Here is an 18,424-nt window from a genome sequence, read left to right on the forward strand (position 1 = left end):
TCGGTACTCAAGTGTTTGTATTGGGTAGACATGGCAACACCTTACATCAGGTGTTGCACTTGTTCCTTGAGACCGCCATGTTGTGATCGTGCAACCGGTGAAGGCTGAGAAGAAAAAGACAGTCTCAAAAGGCTTCACACCTAGGTTGAGAGTCACGCTCCGTGTGGGAAATGAATTTGAAGGCGAGATGCACGAGATGGTACACGAGGCCGATACGCTGAGCTCCCTAGTTGCAGAACAAGAAGCTACTAAGACGGCCAGAAAAAAATTCAGGTTTGTGGAAGTGGTATCGGTCAAGTCGATGTAAGGGGGTACTTCCCTTTGGCTCACCAGCCTGGGCATTAAACCGCATTCGGTTACCGCGGAGCACCCAACAGATTCGTGTCGAATGAAGCCTCAAAGATTAGTGGGCGGTAGTCGTATCCCGGACTGGATTTAAAATCATCACTCCAGACTGCTCTCAATGTTAATTGATCGCCAGCCCCAGCCACATAACTGAGGGTGGCGACATGCAGAAATCGGCCAGCATCGGGCAATTGGTCTTCGAGCTATTTACCGTTCTGGTATTCGTCTCTGGCTGGACTCATACAAGCGGAAGGTGATTCCTGTAAAGTCGGATTTTCCGCTCGCCTCAACTCAGGCACGACCATCGCCTAAGAACCGACTCACCACATTGATTGGTTTCTCGGCCCTTCGTTGACCGTTGCTGCTCAGTTAGTGGGTTAATTTGAGGTTTTTGCTGAGTGCAGGCGCACCTATCCCGTGGCAGGTAGCCCTTGAGATGTAAATTTAGCCAGCCGTCGCAGGTTCTGTACCGCAGCGGCCAGCGTGAATTCATCAGTCGCGCCACTCATGCCACGTAGTCTCAGGCGATCCAATTTCAGGATGCGTTTGAGGTAGGCAAACAACATTTCGACCTTCTTACGTTCGTGGCGAGAGCGCACGTACGCAGGTGTCGCTGCGATTCGCCGAGCCACATCGCGCGCGGCTTCATGGACGCTGCGGGCAATCTAGCGGAACGCAGTGTTCGGGCAGCACTTGCTCATTTCGGGCGTCACTTTCTTCACGCGTGACGCGACTCGACCAATACGCTTCAGTGGGTCCGAACAATCGCCCGAGGAGATCATCTGGTTCAGGCGCTCATGCGTATATTTCAGGTCAAGAGTGCTTGCATCAGGACCGCGGCACACCGCGTTAAATTTGTTCAATCTAACTCTCCCCTGGTCTTATTTTGTGGAGCTTCCATTGTTGGTATCAGGATGAGCCACGGCTTGTCGTAGCTGAGTGAGCTCCGCTGAATAGTGTAACGACAGCCTCGTGGCTTCGGCCAGTTGCGAGCTAGCCTGCGCCAAACCCTCCTCTAGCCGCTTAGATTCGGCGCGCGATATGCCTAGCTGCTCCTGAAGCGCTTCTTTCGCCCCGTCTGTCTTGGCAACTGCTATCTTCATGGCGGCAATCTCACCGCTCAATCGAACCGCCGCATCTTCATGCGTCGCCGCCGCTTTGGTCTGCTGTCGAGCCTCACTCAGCAAGCGCTCGTTATCTCTGTTCAGTCGAGTCAGCTCGTCCTGCTTGACCATCAACGTCTGCTGCAGCTGGCGCAGCTCAACCTGACCCTGCTGCACCTGTCCTTCGTGCCGTTGCTGTTCCTGATCTCGCTGTTCCTTGACTGCATTGCGGTAATGCTCCAAAGCGTCTCGGGAATGAAGGTGTTTCTCTTCCAGAGAGCGGATCTGCTCATCCTTCTCCTGCACGCGAATTTCCAAGTCACTGCAATTTTGGCTCAGGCGGGCATTGCGGGTAAGCTCGGTTTGCAGGCTTGTCTGACAAATCTGCAACTCATCCGCTTGAAGCGCTAACGCTCCTTTTTGACTATCCACTTCACGCTGCAATGAGGTGAGTTCGGCACTCAAGCCGTCGAGCTTTTGCTCCAGCTCGCTGCGCTGCTCGTCGAAGCGCGCCTGGGCGTATGCAAGGGCTTCGCCTCCCTCCTCCGTCATTCGCTCTAAGAGGCCGGCAACAAGCTCGGTCAATTCATCACTCAGCCGCTCTCTAGAGGCTCGCGGCCGGGGGTCAAAATCTTCTATTTCCTTCAAATAACGGTGAATAGTGGTCTTTGAGCCGGTATTTCCCAACTCGATGCGCACGGCGTCGATGCTCGGATTCTCTCCCCGAGCAAGCAGCGATTCCCGGGCTTTTTGGACAATCGCCTTGTTAATTCCGCCGCGTGCCATTTTCTCTCCTACGATTTCGTACTGTTCTACATACCACGTATATACATAGCACTTTACTGCTATAAAAAGAACAATATAAGGGTGATTCTTTGATAAAATAATCGAGCGTTATCGCATCATAGAGCTGGTTTTGGCTTTTTCCGTCGCCGGAAATGGCACGTTTCGCGCAAAAGGGTAGAGATGAACAAGGTTGATCGTTACCTGCAGGCCGGCACCCGGGAAAACACCCGGCGCAGTTACCGTGCGGCGGTAGAGCACTTCGAAGTGACCTGGGGTGGGTTTCTGCCGGCGACTGGCGATGGCATCGTGCGCTACCTCGCCGAGTACGCCGATCAGCACGCCATCAGTACGCTGAAACAGCGCCTGGCCGCCCTCGCCCAGTGGCACATCACCCAGGGCTTCCCCGATCCGACCAAGACGCCGGCGGTGCGGCAGATGATCAAGGGCATTCGCACCTTGCATCCGACCCAGGAAAAGCAGGCGGCACCCCTGCTCCTGCGGCACCTGGAACAAGCTGTTCAGTGGTTGGGACGAGAGGCGGAGCAGGCCGCCGCGCAGCACGACCTGGCCGCGCTGCTGCGCAGTCGGCGTGATTTGGCCTTGGTCCTGATCGGATTCTGGCGGGGCTTTCGCGGGGATGAGTTGTCGCGCTTGCAGGTTGAAAACACCCAAGTGCAAACCGGGGTAGGCATTACATTCTATCTGCCGCACAGCAAGGGCGATCGCCAGCACCGCGGCATGACTTTTCGTACCCCCGCCTTAAAGCAGCTTTGTCCGGTGCAGGCCTATGTGAACTGGATCACCGTGGCGGGGATTGCGCAGGGTCCGGTTTTCAGGAAGCTCGATCGTTGGGGGCACTTGGCGGACGATGGCTTGAGTGCCAACAGCCTGATCCCGTTGCTGCGGCGAATATTCCAGCGCGCCGGCCTGTCCGGAGAGCTGTACACCAGTCACTCGCTGCGTCGGGGCTTTGCGACCTGGGCGGCGGCGAATGGCTGGGATATCAAAGCACTGATGACGTACGTCGGCTGGAAGGACATGAAGTCAGCCATGCGCTACATCGACACGGCAGACTCTTTCGGAGAGTTGGCGATGAGGCAGCCGTTCACGCCCTCGGCGCTGCCCCAGGCGACTACCTTGGCGCTGGGTGAATAAATCGAGGACGCGGCATATCAAGGTCAGGATTGAGTCCCCAGCCTGAGCGGGGCACGCCACTGACGTCTAATTTTCCCAAGCAAACTGCTCAGCCAGAAAGCTGATCAACACCTGCACCTTGGGGGCCAATGGTTCGTCGGATGGATCCCCGATCGATGGCCTGACGGGTAGTAGCTCCACAAATCTCCTTGCGGCCCGGGGAATTGCGTTCTGGTTAGCCGCGAAAAATGCGGTCCCAATCCCCTGGCCACCAATGTCTGACACACAATTTCCAATCCGCCAAAGCACCGTCGTGAGACAGCTCGTATATTATCTTCCGTGACATACCGTATTGACTCGCCATTCTCATTGAGCCGCACACCCCCACCCCTGAGCAGCGCATGACCTGCAACGACATCATGCGCAGAAACCGGGCAGAGAGAAACACCGCAAACGCCATCACCAGCTGCAACTTTTGCAAGTCGGTAGGCAATTGAGGGCATTGAAATAAAGGTATGTGGGGTGCAGAGCTCGCGATTGATATCTGCCTTGTTAACAGCCGCGGAACTGAGCATCACCCGGCTGTCGCATGACAAGGTTTTGTCAGAAAGTTTGGTCGTTACCGGTTGTCCATTGCGCACTACATTGGACAATCCTTCAGCCTAAGCGATGCAATCAGGAATACCTTCTATCGTCACAGGTGCATAAACCACACCTAATGCTGGGGAGTGGTCGTAGAGAAGTCCGACAGAAATAGCTGAACCTTTAAGCCCACTCAGGAAATCACTCGCGCCATCGTTGGGGTCGACCACCCAGCGCCATGGGTGTCGTGTCAGGATGTGGCCCAGAAGTCGCAGCAATACACAGGTCAAGCAATTGCCGGCGTAGCAGGAGTTCAATTTCGACATCGACTACAGCCTTGTCTCCCTGCCCTCTTGGTCCATCTACCCGTTCCCATTTTGCGACAAGAAGCTGCCCTGCCCGGCAAACCAAGTCGACGACGAGGGACAGCAGTGCTGGCAGGTCAGGATTTTGCGATCGGTGGTGCTTGCTCGACGCACCGGCGAGCCTGCTAGTCGGCTCGGACGATGAATCCAATTGCAGGACGGCATTGAGAAAACGATTCGAAACTTTTGCAGACCTAGTGGCCATCAATCGATAGGCCTCCCTCTGAAATTGAAGCTTCATTGCCCATTTCGTTGCCTTCGATTTGCGCCTACCTTTCATTGCCGATCCACGCACCCGTGATGAGGAATAGCGTTGCTGTCGTGCCCGTCTCAACCATATTGCATCCCTCCTCCATCAATGCGAACTAGTAAAGCAGTGGTCGGCCGCATTCAGGCAATTATGACGCACAGGATTCCAGCACTGGCGCACCATTCGGTGATTGCGTAATTGCATCTCACGTGACCACCTAATTGCATCGCCACTGACCAGTCGTTTGCATCCGACTTGACCAGTCATTTGCATTCGCGCTGACCAGCTGTTTGCAGTTGATGGGTGTCAGCGGGAGCCACTCAGGGAAAGTGCGTCAGCCAAGGACTGAAGGACTGCAACCGACCGATTCTGTTGAAAAAGTCGGATTTTCAGCTCGCCTGAACTCAGGCACGACCACCACCGGAGAACCTACTCACCATATTGAGTGGTTTCTCGGCCCTTCGTTGACCTTTGCTGCTCTGGTAGTGGGTTAGTTTGAGGTTTTTTGCTTCGTACAAGCGCACCTATCCCGTAGCAAGTGGCCCTTGAGATGTAAGTTTGGCCAGACGCCGGAGGTTCTGTACCGCGGCCGCCAGTGTGAACTCATCGGTCGCGCCACTCACGCCACGTAGACGCAAGCGATCCAGTTTCAGGATGCGCCTGGGGTGTGCAAACAACATTTCGACCTTCTTGCGTTCGTGTCAAGAACGCACGTACTGCGCCGTCGCTGCGATGCGCCGAGCCACATCACAAGCGGACTCATGGACACTGCGGGCGATCTTGCGAAACGCAGTGTTCGGGCAGCACTTGGCTTTCATCGGACACATTGCGCAGTCGGTCTGTCTGGATCGGAAGATGATGGTGTTGGCTTTGGTGACATGCGAACGCTCATTTTTGAAGGCTCGCCATTCGCTGCGCAATGCGTTTCCGGCCGTGCAGGAGTATTCCTCAATCTCTTCACTCCAGTGGAAATCGTTGCTCGAGAAGCTGTCGTTCTTGTGCTCGGTTTTATCCCATGCCGGCACATGCGGCTCGATGTTTTTTTCCTCCACCATCCAGGCCAACATCGACGCGGTACCGTAAGCGGTATCGCCGATGAGGCGATCCGGTTTGATGTCGAACTGCGCTTCAACGCGATCGATCATTGTCTTGGTGCTCTCGACTTCGGCCGTGCGATGAGCTGGTGTGGGTTCCACATCCACGATGACGCCGTGTTCGGTATCGATCAGATAGTTCGTGGAATAGGCGAAGAACGCTGGGCCTCCCGGAGCAGCGGTCCAGCGGGCCTGAGGATCCATCAGCGACAGGCGCTTCGGTAGCGTTTTGGCCAAAGATTTGCCGCCAGCATCGCATTGAGGCTGGAGTCATCAATGTTCGAGATACTTTCAAGTTTAGCGAAGGCGATGTCACCGCTCATTGTCCCATCACGGAAACCACGGTGGGCGGCACTTGCCTAAGTCTGTGCGGACACGGTTGTGTGAAATTTGTCTTTGGCCAATTCATAGGTCACCGCACAGTGTGCTACCCCTAAGCAAAGTGTGATGAAAGCGAATAGGCGTTTCGCGGTTCATTTAATGGAAGCCATTCTGGGTTTTCTTTCGATTGTCGCTGCAAGCGTCATGGGCAATCTCTGGACATGGGAAGAGATTATTTTCATGAGCTCCGCTGCGTGTTGCCACCCAAAATACCCATCCAAAATTCGCCTACCCCGCTATCCAGGTAACGGCGTTCCCCCCTACCTAGGCGTCAAATTGAACGTCACAATGGCCATACACGCACTAGGGAACCTGACCTCGCTTGTGCAACCCCCTTTACCAACTATTTCCGTAGAATGCGGTTCTCGGTGTCATCGACCTGATATGTAGCACCGCTACGGAGAGTGCCGGTTCCATGGAAAAGATTCAGTCGCTGCTACGCCAGGCCGGCCAGCTTGTTCGCGAGGATGCGGCGAGGCGTGCTGCCAGCGGGGAAGCATTCAACCTCTTCCAAATCACGAAAATCGAGCGATCGGAGGTGAATACCCACTCAGCAATGATCGCGGAGCTGCTCAATCCCAAAGGTAGGCACGGAAAGGGCCCTCTCTTCCTCGAACTCATGTTGTCCCAGATGGGGATTTCGCACGGCTGTTCATTGTTCGAAGCTCGCGTGCGCAAAGAACAGTCGTTCCCCTATGGCAAGGGCCGGGTCGATATCGCCATACACCTGAGGGATCACCTCATTCTGATCGAGAACAAGGTCGACGCCGGAGACGGGTTTGAGCAACTGAAGAATTACGCCGCGATCGGTCAAGCATCAGGTAAACGCTGGCACCTGTGGTACTTGACCAAGACCGGCCGGGACGCAACGGAAGAAAGCCATGGCGGGGCGAGCTACCTACCGATGTCCTACCGAGACCATATTCTGGTTTGGGTTGAGCAATGCATCACGCGCTCGGACGACGTGCCGGCGCTGCAACATGCATTGATCCAGTACCGGAACCTGGTGCAAAAAATTACAGGGAAAACCATGACCGATATCTCCATGAAGGCCTTGTTCGAGCTGCTTGCCGTAGGCGACAACTTCCAAACTGCCGATCAGATTGCCAGTGCACTGCCCTACGCCAAGGGGGCCGCCCTGTTTCGATTCTTTCAGGCGGTTCAGGACGAGTTGGCCAAGAGACACTCGCGTGTTCATGCCCCTTCTGGATTTCGTGGCCATGAGTGTACGGAGAAAAACTGCAGCACATGGTTTATGCCAAAGGGACAGAGGATTTCAAACGTTGGTATGTTCTTCGAGATTGGACGCGACGACCTGCTATTCAGAATCGAGGTGGCAACCGATGCCCTTCATTACGGCATCGTGCCCTCGAGAAATCACCAGCTCTGTAAGATCGAGCGCCCGGAGGAATACTTGACGTGGCTACCTCAGAACCTCTGCCATCGAGTCTGGAGCAATACCCAGTGGTTCTCCTGCCTCTACCAGGAACACGTGGCTAAAAACATGGGAAGACTCGCTGACCCGGGTGAGTTCTTGCGCGATATTGCACAGACCATCGAGCAGATCTCACCCGGCTAGGTGAACAGCACGTGGAGTTCGTAGTGGAGTGTGACCGGGCGGTTTGAGCCCCGACATGGGGGGCGAATCTGCTGTCGGTCTGGTACGGGTCAAGTCCCCCTGCCCGCTCTTAGGCCGCTTGAATATCAGCTCGAAGGATCGACCTTCAGCTCCTCCACGAGTTTGGAGGCCCAGTTTGGCTCGCAGCCACGTAACGAACTCGTTACCCTTCCAGCCGCCGCTATGCACATCGACGTGGATTTGCAACGGCGGTGGCCAACGCCGCATATACCCCAATGGCCGAATTGACCTAACTGACTGAGGAGAACTATGCGTTGGCTACTTTCTGCCGCAGCTGCGACAACCTTCATCTCAACGCCACTGCTCGCAGCTGACAACATGTACGGCTTCGACGGTTTCGGGGGCGTGTACAAGCACCGGGAGCAAAACACTAACATCGTTTACACGCTGACCATCGAAGGCGACAAAGCCAAGATTGAAGGCCTTGGGTTAATCGACTGATTTTGCCGAGCCCAAGCACCGGCCCCCCATGTCGCTTGCAGCACCGTGCCAGCCCATTCCGCCGCAAACGTGAGCATCACCCTCATGTCATGGAATGCAGCCGCAGGCTTGCCGGGGCAGGTTCATATCAAGCAAGTCACTGATCTCAAGCTTTGAACTCTAGGTCCGGGACGCTAACGTATCGCACCGTTTTCATGGAGCGTCACCCTATGCCGTACCTCAACCTAGACCGACGCTTCGTGCAACGGAGGAAATACGACCAGGAGGAATTACTGAGGTCAGAATTCAGTGGTCGTAAAATGCCATGGGATGAGGTTCTGGCAAGCCGCTATGCGATTATCGTCGCACCGGCGAACTTCGGTAAAACCACTGAACTCAAAGAGCAGGCAAAGCGTGAACGGGCGGTGGGGAAATACGCGGTGTTTGTCGAGCTGCGCAAAGTGCTTGACCGGGGGGCCTTTGAGGACTCACTGATCCCGTCTGAAGTTGATGCCTTCGAGGCCTGGCAGCAGGCTCCTGATGCGCCAGTAACCCTGTTCATCGATTCCTTGGATGAGGCTTCGTCCAATCAGCGAGCCGATCTGCATCATGCCCTGAAGAAGGTGCTCACGGCGGTTCACTGGCCAACCAGTAACACCCATTGGGTCATCTCGACACGCCCGGCCGTACTCTCTCGGGATGTTTTGAGCCAGCTATCTGCGATCCTGGATGTTCCCCTCGAGGTCACCTCAACGGAGGAGACCGACCTCGGGCGGCTGCTTGGTGATGAAGCGGATAAGGGCATAACCACCCGGTTAAGCAGCAGCCAAGCCGCCTTGTCCATTTTCTCCATGGCTCCGCTTACCTCAAGCCAGGCCAAGACCTACCTGCAGCGTGCACATGAGGTTGATGATGCGGCCACACTCCTTGAGGTAGCCCACAATAAGGGCGTGCTTGGGTTCACGAAGAGCCCCGGCGGACTTGCGATCCTTGCCCACCTCGATCTGGCAAACCGCCAACCGGAATGTCTAACCGAGGTGTACAAGGGGGTGGTCCAGGCTGTCGAAATCCAACAAGGGCGCGACGATCGCCTGTCAACTGCTGGCACTCCCTCTGCACAGGTGGCTGTTGTAAGCAGAATTGCGGCAGCCTCAATTGTTTGTCAGCTGATGAACATCGAGATGCCCCCGGAACAGTTCGGCGTGGATGACGCGGTTCTTTCCGCGCGACTGATTGCAGGTACCCAGCACCCCGAGTCGGCCTTGCAGCAATTGCTGACATCGCAGTTATTCAGTGATGCTGGCCATCACCAGGTCAAGCTCTACCCTGAGGAACTCGTTCCGTTTCTTGCCGCGAAACATTTCGCATCGCGGGTTCAATCACCGGAAAATGCCAAACGCCTAGTCGATGCGTTTTCCTGGGACGCCCCTACGGGAGAACGCGGCGTACAGCGGCGGCTGCTGACAATGTTGGGTTGGCTGGCAACCTTGAGCGCCTATTGCCGCGCAGAGCTTTTGTCGCGGGACCCGCAAGTGGTCGCCTTTTTTGGTGACTTACGTAACCGGGACATCCCTAAGGCTGACGCACACGAGGCGATCAAGCGAAGTATTCAACTCGTGGCCACACAAGGGGATCGCCTTGGACGCAAACATTACGACCTCTCACCCGAAAACTACTGGCAGGTGGGCGCCAACGGCAACCTGCCATTGATCAGCAAGCTGTTCGAGCAATATGGTTCAAATTATCGCGCCCGAAGTGCGCTGATCAACATTGCGACCAACAGCCGGTCAGATATTCTGCGCCAGCAGGTGCTGAAGTCGTGCCAGGGTGACTTCGCCCTTCTCATGCAACAGCGACAGGGCCTCGACCTGTATTACCTACTGGACCTTGGCGTCAACGAGGACCTTCAAGGCATTGCAGCCGCGCTGATGGAGCAAGCTGCTCTCCATGAAAGCCTAATCTCCGCCTCGATCACCCGCCTGGCCTGGTCGCACCTGACGGTGGCTCAGATCGTTACCTTGATCGAAAGGCAGTTTGACCGGGGTCAAGGGGCTTTCCGCCTTACCTCCACCATCGCTGGTCCGGTTCTCGACGCTGCGGATGATCAGCAGGCCTATCAGCTGGCGCGATCGCTGGTAATTCGTTTGGTCCAGGACCGTCATCTGCCAGACGCCCGAAAGAAAGTCTATTCGGACTTCTCCGATCGTAGGATCAGTTTTGTGATCGATGTGCTGGCCTCGCTTATCACTCGATCAGGGAACCGCTATGAAGCCCGCGTGGTTCACCTTTGCCTCATCATTCGCCGGTATTTCCGCGAGTGCTTCTATGGATCGAGTGATTTTTCAGCTTTGCGCACAGCGCTTCACCAAAACCCGGCGGTCCGCCTAGAACTCCTTCGGAAAATTCTCAAGCTGACGCCCCCAGATGACGACCAGCTCAGGCAAGCAATTTTTGGTTTTGGCTTTATCTGTGAACCCACCTTGGAGGACGCCACGACGCTCATGTCAGACCCGCTGCGATCCGCGATTCTGGCGTTTCAAGAGGTCACCGCGGCTGGCAAAAAGCCCCGGCCAACGGCCAAGGAGATTCGCCAGAGCCGCTTGACCATTGACGCGTCATCACTGGCGACCCTGCACAAGGAAATTGAACTGATACGTGACGGCTCCGGAAGTCAAGCAATTGCCTGGTTGGTTGGCTGGCTTTTGCAGGCAAACACGTCGTCCCGCTACGGTGATGTCAGCATCGACCCGGTGGCGGAGGTCGGTGGCGCTGACCTGACAGCCGCATTCAAAGCCGGGCTGTCCACGCTTTGGCGTGATCAACTGCCAATGTTCAAGGAGGATGAACCAAGGTCCACTTACCACATCACGGCTGCTGGCTTACTGGGGCTAAGCCATGAGCTTCGCGACGGCACCGATTTGCCGACTTTGTCGGCGACCGAGGTAAGGCAGGCTATTCTATACGCTAGCTTTGAGATCAACGGATTTCCACAATGGTTCTGGCCTTTGGTCGACGCACACCAGACTGTGGCAATTGTCGAGTTACAGCAGCTGATCGCACGCGCGGATCGGGGGCCAACCTCCTTCGAACACGCAGAAGAGTTGCTTGTTAACTTAAATGGGGCACCGGAGCGAATTCAGCAAGAGCTGGCACCGGCGGCCTGGGCCTTCCTGCTTAAACAGCCACGGTGCAGAAACCACACCACCGAGTCGCTTCTCCGTCTGGTAAGCAATGTTCCAGGCACAACAACTCAGGACGTGTTTGAGGCACAGGCGGCGAGCCGACTTCAGGCGACATTCAGCACGGCCGTGCTTACTGATTCAGGTGAGGTCATCATTCAGCCCCCCCTGCTGGAAACAGTAGAGCAAAGTGTTATGTGGGGGGCTTTCTGGCTTACTGGCTACCCAGGTTCATTCAAATCCTATCTTGAGCGGTGGCTGGCTGACGCCAGGCCCCAAGCGCAGAGTTTTGTCTTTGAGTTGGCGGCCTACCTCGGAAAGGATTATGGGGCGAAAGTGATCGGGCTCGCCAAACGGAGTGACGACGGGGTTGACACGCTGGCAGCTCTTTACAGGTGGACCTTCGATATCGTCCGGCCAGAGAACGACATCGAGCATGCTGAAGGAAGTGTGTATACGCCAGGAAATCGGGATGCAGCCGAGCAACTGCGTGATGCGCTCATACCCGCTATTGCTGCAGCAGTGTCGACAAGAGCCTATGAAGCCCTCGACGCAATTCGCAAGGATGCGGGCGGCGAGCAAGCACAGTACCTGAGCAGTGTTTTGTTCGACATGCAGGAAGCACGTTTCAGTCGTTCGCCAGTGTTGCAAAGAGATTTTGACAAGTTCGATGACGACTTCAGGCAGCCAGTCGCCGGCACACTTTCGCTGGCGCTGGCCGTCCAGGAAGACCTCCTTGCCGTGAAGTACAGCATTGAAAAAGGTGAGTTCAGCCTTCGACGCTTCTTCAGTTCACTGATGTTTGCTCGAATCGAGTCGGATAAACCCAATGCGAAAGAGGAAGGCCTAGCGTTGGAAGCTGACTTCCAAGCCTTGCTTGGGAGTGAGATGAACCACCTTTCGGGGTCACGCTACACGGTCACGCTTGAGTCGGAGACTGCGGAGGCCACGCGACGGGACGTGTTGTGCCGGAAAGGTTCTGACTACGCATCCATCGAACTCAAAATGTCGTTTCGCTGGACCGTACCCCAGTATTTGGAGGCGCTTGAAGACCAACTGGTGGGTCAATACATGCGCAACCACAATGCGACCACGGGTTTTCTGGTCATCGTGCTGCAGGAGGTTAAAAAATGGCGGCACCCTGTGACCAAAAAGCTAATTAATTTCAAGGCACTGATTGAGCTTTTACAAGCCCGGGCCCTGGAGTTGGAAGGACAGGATCGCAGGCGATTTATTCGAGTCATCGGGATCGACGCAACGCCCCCGAAAAGCTTTCGAGACGCATAAAGGCAAGGGCGCCAACCACGAATGCGTGGCTGGCCATCCTATCGAGGTCGACCTCCTCCCAGAGGCCGGTAAAAACCGCCCTTCGGCGTTATGGCCAGGCCGCTCACGGTAAGCATCCTGCCAATCCACCCCCCTCCCAAAAAGGGGGGAGGCCCAAGATATACAACCATGTCATTTTCTCATTCGGAAGGGTCGCAAAGAAGTGATTTCTCCTACCCGGCGTGTGAGTCTGTCTGCCCTACTCTGCCATTTGCATCTTCTTAAAATTCTAAAAGGCAAAGGCAAAGAAACGTGTCGATTGTCCAAAAGCTGTCTGGCGGATCGCTGCGAAAAATGAGTAAAGCCCCCAAATATAAAAGGAATGATGTTTTCAATTCCTCATAGCCTGTGTTCCTGCCGACTACAGATCACCCAAGGCATGTACCCAATTTGACACTTTCATCATGTTGGAAGAAATTGATTAAGCGCCCCTCTCAACCTGCAATCCCAGTGACTGCACTTGCAGCCCAAACTCTCGACATGTCGATTTCATTTTTACCAACCGGCCATTTGCTCAGTCGATTACTGGGTGATGGTTTTTCGATAGGACTTAAAAATTGCTGACTCGCCCAGATAAAGACGCGCTTCGTGCGATGCTCGAAGCTCAAATTCAAGAAAAGCTACAGCACAACCCTGATGCGGTAACTACTTATGCAGCGAAGCCGGAACCGGAACGAAAGCCATACACGAGCAAGCCAACTGTTCAGGACAAGGCGTTCCACAAGGAGCTCGACCAGATGCGTGCGGATGCCGAAGCCGGAGTGATACATAAACCTAAGGAGGATCAGGTGGACGATGGTAAATCTAGCCTCGCGCTCGATGATTACCCTGGTTTAAAAGAGGCAGGTTCTGCATCAAATCAGTGGTGACGTTTTGGCGCGTGTCCTGTGGTAATCGGTCCCAACGGGGTAGACAGCCCTCCCTTCACGACCGACCGCTATCGGTTGATTCTGTTGAAAAAGTAGCTCCCCTGTCTGGCCTGCGGCAAAATCTCTGCATTGGCCAGCAGGGAAGCGCGCAGCATGATGGGACAGTTATCGAGTGGGCAGGAGCGACTGTTTTACTCGTTCAACCTTGAAGATCACATCCCAGCCAATCACCTTCTGCGCAGCATTGATCAATGTCTCGATCTGAGCGACCTGCGCCATTACCTCGCCGATTTCTATAGCCCGATTGGGCGTCCGTCGATTGATCCTGAACTGATGATCCGCATGCTGATCGTCGGCTACTGCTACGGCATTCGCTCAGAGCGGCGATTGTGCGAACAGGCCCATTTGAACCTGGCATATCGCTGGTTCTGCCGGTTGAGCCTTGAGGATGAAGTCCCCAACCACTCGACCTTTTCCAAAAATCGACACGGCCGTTTTCGGGACAGTGATCTGTTTCGCTGGTTGTTCAATGAAGTGCTGCGTCGCTGCATGGACGCAGGCTTGGTTAAAGGCGAAGGATTTGCCGTGGACGCCAGCATCATTAAAGCGGATGCCAGTCGGCAGCGCGGCGTACCGGGTGATGAACCGGTCAACTGGAGCGATCCGGCCCTGAGCACCCGCGCCGTGCGTGAGTACCTTGAAGGCCTCGATGAAGAGGCTCTGGCCGAAACGCTACCGAAGCGCCTGTCGCTGACGGATCCTCAGGCCCGCTGGACCGCTGCTCCAGGCGGCCCAGCTTTCTACGCTTACTTCACGAATTATCTGATCGATACCGAGCACGGCGTGATCATGGATGTGGAACCCACACCGGCTCATCGAACCGCAGAAGTCGAGAGCACCAAGACGATGATCGATCGGGTCGAAGCGCAGTTCGACATCAAGCCGGAACGCCTCATTGGCGACACCGCTTACGGTACAGCGCCGATGCTGGCCTGGATGGTGGAGGAAAAAGACATCGAGCCGCATGTGCCGGTGTGGGACAAAACTGAGCGCAAGAACGACAGCTTTTCGAGTAACGATTTCCACTGGAATGAAGAGGCCGAGGAATACCGCTGCCCAGCCGGCAACGTATTACGCAGCGAATGGCGAGTCTTCAAGAACGAGCGTTCGCACGTCACCAAAGCCAACACATCATCTTCCGATCCAGACAGACCGACTGCGCGACGTGTCCGATGAAAGCCAAGTGCTGCCCGAACACTGCGTTTCGCAAGATCGCCCGCAGCGTCAATGAAGCCGCTCGGGATGTGGCTCGGCGCATTGCAGCAACGCCGGCATATCAGCGCTCTCGCCACGAACGTAAAAAGGTCGAAATGTTGTTTGCCCACCTCAAGCGCATCCTGAAATTGGATCGCTTGCGACTACGTGGCCTGAGTGACGCGACCGATGAATTCACGCTGGCCGCTGCGGTGCAGAACCTGCGACGGCTGGCCAAATTTTCATCTCAAGGGCCACCAGTCACGGGATAGGTGCGCCTGCACCAAGCAAAAAACCTCAAACTAACCCACTAACAGAGCAGCAAAGGCCAACGAAGGTCCGAAAAACCACTCCATGTGGTGAGTAGGTTCTCCGGTGGTGGTCGTGCCTGAGTTCAGGCGATCTGAAAATCCGACTTTTTCAACAGAATCGGCCAAAAGCTGCCGTTCGCGACAAGCTGCTTACGACTCAAAGCACAAATTTGAACAGATTAAGGTCTACTACTGTTACGTAGAGTGCCGAGTTGCCCCATCAATTGCGTTACCAAAAGATGGGCGTAGCGTTCGCTCCGTTCCTGTCGATGAACTGTGAGGGAGCACCGTTCTTAACAGCTCCCTGCCCGTTAATACGAAAGTTCGATGTCATCAGCACGCAAGCATTGACTGCGCGGGTGACCCCTACGTAATGCAGATTTAGGCATTGGATTTCATTCTCGAAAATAACCACAGCGCTCGTCGTCGCTCTCGGTGATGCCCGCCAGTTTGCCAATGGCCGACAATTGGCGGCCTCACTAGGGCTGACACCCAGACAACACAGTTCTGGCGGTAAGGATCGATTGCTCGGTATCAGCAAGCGCGGTGATGCGTATCTGCGAACACTGATGGTGCATGGCGCGCGCTCGGCGCTACGCACAGCCAAATCCAAAGAGGATCGACTCAGCCAGTGGGCCGTTCGTTTAGCCGAGCGATCACATCCCAATGTGGCCGCTATTGCACTGGCCAACAAAACTGCACGCATGGCTTGGGCGATGCTGCGTCACGGCACTGATTACCAACCGGATCAGGCAGCGGCCTGATCTATTTACCCGACGTGTTCCACGAGAGAAACAACTCTTAACCACGATTGCAAAGCAACCTGAACGATGGCAAACCGGTCGAACCGGCGTCGGCAAAACCCTCTAATGTCTAAGTGCGAAAAGCACGAAAAAACACTCGGGAGCTGACGCGCGAATAGCCCATCATGGCCCTGCATCGAAACGATGCTGTATTTAGAGGCCGAATATACGTGTGCAGTCGGCGCGGGAGCCAAAGCAAAAGAGCTTGCAATGAGGAGGAGTCCATATACAGTCATTGGTAAACAATCTGTTTACTGGGCATTTTGGGCAGTTACTTCGACTGCTGAAAACGTATCGATTCTGCGCTTCTAGGGATGGTCTGAAGTAGTCACGCTTTTCTGGCTGACTTCAGCCTCCGCTGATTTTGAAAACGGCGAATCGACCAAAACGATCAGATCATCCGCTTATTTCTGAGCTTTTAGCCGCCGCGAGCACCTCGCAACGGTCATTTCCCACATTACAGGCGCACCTCTCCTGTACTGGTCAGTAAATGTCGGCGTGCCATCCACAGATTCGACAGAGCGAATAGCGTCACCAGTTGCGCGGTGTTTTTGGCCAGGCCACGGAAGCGCGTTTTCACAAAACCGAACTGGCGCTTGACCACCCGAAACGGGTGCTCGACTTTGGCGCGTACCTGGGCCTTGGCCTTCTCGATCTTGCGCTTGGCTTTGTATAGAGCGCTACGCTTACCCAGCTTCTTGTAAGTACTGCGGCGTGCCGCGATCTGCCAGATCACCTCGCGCCCATCATGCTCGGTACGTTTCTCGACGCCGGTATAACCGGCATCGGCGCAGACCACGTTCTCCGCACCGTGTAGCAGTTTGTCGACCTGAGTGACATCCGCCACGTTGGCGGCTGTGCCCACCACGCTGTGCACCAGACCTGACTCGTCATCCACACCGATGTGCGCTTTCATGCCGAAATAGTACTGGTTGCCCTTCTTGGTTTGGTGCATTTCTGGATCGCGTTTACCGTCCTTGTTCTTGGTCGAGCTGGGCGCATTGATCAGCGTGGCATCGACAATGGTGCCTTGGCGCAACGACAACCCTCGGTCACCCAAATAGCCATTGATCACGGCCAGGATGCCGGCAGCTAGCTCGTGTTTCTCCAGCAGTCGGCGGAAGTTGAGGATGGTGGTTTCGTCGGGAATACGCTCCAGATTCAGCCCGGCGAACTGCCGCAGGATGGTGGTCTCGTACAGCGCTTCCTCCATCGCTGGATCGCTGTAACCGAACCAATTCTGCATCAAATGTACACGCAGCATCGTCATCAACGGATAAGCCGGACGACCGCCTTCACCCTTCGGGTAGAACGGCTCGATCAGTTTGATCAAGCCGTTCCACGGCACCACCTGATCCATCTCGATCAAGAACAACTCTTTGCGGGTCTGCTTACGCTTGCCTGCGTACTCGGCGTCAGCGAAGGTCATCTGTTTCATCGGAAAACTCGGCGGGTGGAGTCCTGGTATTTTGCCAAAATCAGGAAGTCTTCTTCAGAATTTCCCTAAAAATATGGAGAACCGAACATCACTCGGCGGTATCTGCTTCGTCAGGTAGATTGACCGTGTTGACCATCCGCGTAATGACGATAGACAGCCAGTGAGTCAGCCTACTCCGTCGTGGAATGTCGTTAGTGAATCTCTGTCCGGAATCGACTGAGATGGCAACAATCTGCCCTCGAGGGATATTGGTTCCCTCACTGATCACTCCTACATCAACTATTCAGCAACAGAGGGCAGTTGATTTTTATCAACTGTGGGCGCGACGGGTTGCCCTTTCAGTCGAGCCCGGGCAGTGGCTTGACGATCGTCAAACTGCACGGCCCGCGGTTCAGTACGCTCTCGGCGGTACTGCCGATCAACCGCATAGCAATCACCGCGCAATTGGAGTTGATTGACCTCAATCCGAAAAAAGCACCTCTATCAAGTTGTCCAACGATCGCAGGACCGGCTCGGCCCCACGCCGGGGCCTGGGTCTACCGTCCACCGCACCGCCCCCACCCCCCGCACGGAGGGTGCCTGCAAAAGCCTCCCTGTGCGAGACGAATGGTTCCAGTTGCGCCGCACAGACTAGCACTGCAGCCATTGGATGCGCAGGCTCGGCGATCAGCAGGATGCTGCTATCGGCTTGCCAAACAGAATAAGCGTGGGAAATGAGACTATTTCAGGCCTTTCCTGAGGCCCCGCGCAGAAAACTCAACCTAAAATATAATGCTAAGCCGCCAAGCGGGGTGGTATTGGCGGTACCAAAGTCGCATTCGCCTTTGCGAATCGCTCAGATTTACAAGACATCCAGTTTAGGCACTATGCTAGCCTCATCAAAAAAGTCGACCACAAGCCGATTGAATCGGTCGGCCTGCTCAATTTGCGTCCAGTGCCCACAATGCCCGAAAACATGCAACTGCGCACTCTCGATGAGTTCGACTAAACGCAGACTGCTGGATAGCGGAATCACCTGATCCTCACGCCCATGAATAATCAGTGTCTCGTTGGAAAGCCCTTTTATATCTGCATCCGAACTAGCCAGCGCGGCTACCCAGCGCTGACGCGGTGCTGGAAACATGCGGGAAAAAGATTCCTGGAAG

At 55.2% G+C, this 18,424-nt stretch carries 9 protein-coding genes and 5 pseudogenes; 8 read left to right on the plus strand and 6 right to left on the minus strand.

What is annotated here, in order from left to right; genetic code table 11:
* Nucleotides 1-79: 79 nt before the first annotated feature.
* A pseudogene (locus AC1Q8Q_RS30805) lies at nt 80-307 on the plus strand (hypothetical protein); the annotation flags it as partial.
* 448 nt (nt 308-755) lie between these two features.
* Here the strand turns inward: AC1Q8Q_RS30805 and AC1Q8Q_RS30810 are convergent.
* Both AC1Q8Q_RS30810 and AC1Q8Q_RS30815 read right to left on the minus strand, forming a co-directional pair.
* Nucleotides 756-1,052: pseudogene (locus AC1Q8Q_RS30810) on the minus strand (transposase); the annotation flags it as partial.
* A 174-nt stretch (nt 1,053-1,226) separates the two neighbouring features.
* Entirely contained in the window at nt 1,227-2,234 is a 1,008-nt protein-coding gene (locus tag AC1Q8Q_RS30815; RefSeq protein ID WP_492615909.1) for a DNA-binding protein, read from the minus strand.
* Nucleotides 2,235-2,414: 180 nt separating this feature from the next.
* On the opposite strand from AC1Q8Q_RS30815, the gene AC1Q8Q_RS30820 reads away from it, so the two are divergent.
* Nucleotides 2,415-3,389, plus strand: a complete 975-nt coding sequence (locus AC1Q8Q_RS30820; protein ID WP_492615910.1) for a site-specific integrase — start codon at nt 2,415-2,417, stop codon at nt 3,387-3,389.
* A 641-nt stretch (nt 3,390-4,030) separates the two neighbouring features.
* Here the strand turns inward: AC1Q8Q_RS30820 and AC1Q8Q_RS30825 are convergent.
* Complete coding sequence (locus tag AC1Q8Q_RS30825) at nt 4,031-4,276, minus strand: inositol monophosphatase family protein (RefSeq protein ID WP_492615911.1); 246 nt, start codon at nt 4,274-4,276, stop codon at nt 4,031-4,033.
* A gap of 813 nt (nt 4,277-5,089) precedes the next feature.
* Nucleotides 5,090-5,902 (minus strand): annotated as a pseudogene (locus AC1Q8Q_RS30830) (transposase); the annotation flags it as partial.
* A 553-nt stretch (nt 5,903-6,455) separates the two neighbouring features.
* On the opposite strand from AC1Q8Q_RS30830, the gene AC1Q8Q_RS30835 reads away from it, so the two are divergent.
* From AC1Q8Q_RS30835 to AC1Q8Q_RS30860, 6 genes and pseudogenes are all read left to right on the plus strand, one after another.
* On the plus strand, nt 6,456-7,619 hold the full coding sequence (locus AC1Q8Q_RS30835; protein ID WP_492615912.1) for a PDDEXK-like family protein: 1,164 nt from the start codon (nt 6,456-6,458) through the stop codon (nt 7,617-7,619).
* Nucleotides 7,620-7,928: 309 nt separating this feature from the next.
* The gene (locus AC1Q8Q_RS30840; RefSeq protein WP_492615913.1) at nt 7,929-8,120 is read left to right on the plus strand and encodes a hypothetical protein; all 192 of its coding nucleotides are present in this window, start codon (nt 7,929-7,931) and stop codon (nt 8,118-8,120) included.
* Between the two features lie 209 nt (nt 8,121-8,329).
* Complete coding sequence (locus AC1Q8Q_RS30845; RefSeq protein WP_492615914.1) at nt 8,330-12,565, plus strand: NACHT domain-containing protein; 4,236 nt, start codon at nt 8,330-8,332, stop codon at nt 12,563-12,565.
* Between the two features lie 596 nt (nt 12,566-13,161).
* On the plus strand, nt 13,162-13,473 hold the full coding sequence (locus AC1Q8Q_RS30850; protein WP_492615915.1) for a hypothetical protein: 312 nt from the start codon (nt 13,162-13,164) through the stop codon (nt 13,471-13,473).
* Nucleotides 13,474-13,626: 153 nt separating this feature from the next.
* Nucleotides 13,627-14,999: pseudogene (locus tag AC1Q8Q_RS30855) on the plus strand (IS1182 family transposase).
* Nucleotides 15,000-15,451: 452 nt separating this feature from the next.
* A pseudogene (locus AC1Q8Q_RS30860) lies at nt 15,452-15,802 on the plus strand (transposase); the annotation flags it as partial.
* A 496-nt stretch (nt 15,803-16,298) separates the two neighbouring features.
* On the opposite strand, the gene AC1Q8Q_RS30865 reads toward AC1Q8Q_RS30860, so the two are convergent.
* A complete protein-coding gene (locus tag AC1Q8Q_RS30865) occupies nt 16,299-17,279 on the minus strand; it encodes an IS5 family transposase (protein ID WP_449104914.1) in 981 nt (326 codons plus the stop codon).
* An 841-nt stretch (nt 17,280-18,120) separates the two neighbouring features.
* Nucleotides 18,121-18,424 (minus strand): alpha/beta fold hydrolase (locus AC1Q8Q_RS30870; protein WP_492615916.1); only part of this gene is annotated, 304 nt, incomplete at its 5' end.

The sequence above is a fragment of the Pseudomonas sp. GW823-FHT06B06 genome (assembly GCF_058795195.1).

Excerpts from the sequence above, each read along its gene's own strand:
- AC1Q8Q_RS30845 (WP_492615914.1), top strand. The coding sequence starts at position 8,330 with ATGCCGTACCTCAACCTAGACCGACGCTTCGTGCAACGGAGGAAATAC.
- AC1Q8Q_RS30815 (WP_492615909.1), bottom strand. The coding sequence starts at position 2,234 with ATGGCACGCGGCGGAATTAACAAGGCGATTGTCCAAAAAGCCCGGGAA.
- AC1Q8Q_RS30840 (WP_492615913.1), top strand. The coding sequence starts at position 7,929 with ATGCGTTGGCTACTTTCTGCCGCAGCTGCGACAACCTTCATCTCAACG.
- AC1Q8Q_RS30825 (WP_492615911.1), bottom strand. The coding sequence starts at position 4,276 with ATGTCGAAATTGAACTCCTGCTACGCCGGCAATTGCTTGACCTGTGTA.
- AC1Q8Q_RS30835 (WP_492615912.1), top strand. The coding sequence starts at position 6,456 with ATGGAAAAGATTCAGTCGCTGCTACGCCAGGCCGGCCAGCTTGTTCGC.
- AC1Q8Q_RS30820 (WP_492615910.1), top strand. The coding sequence starts at position 2,415 with ATGAACAAGGTTGATCGTTACCTGCAGGCCGGCACCCGGGAAAACACC.
- AC1Q8Q_RS30865 (WP_449104914.1), bottom strand. The coding sequence starts at position 17,279 with ATGAAACAGATGACCTTCGCTGACGCCGAGTACGCAGGCAAGCGTAAG.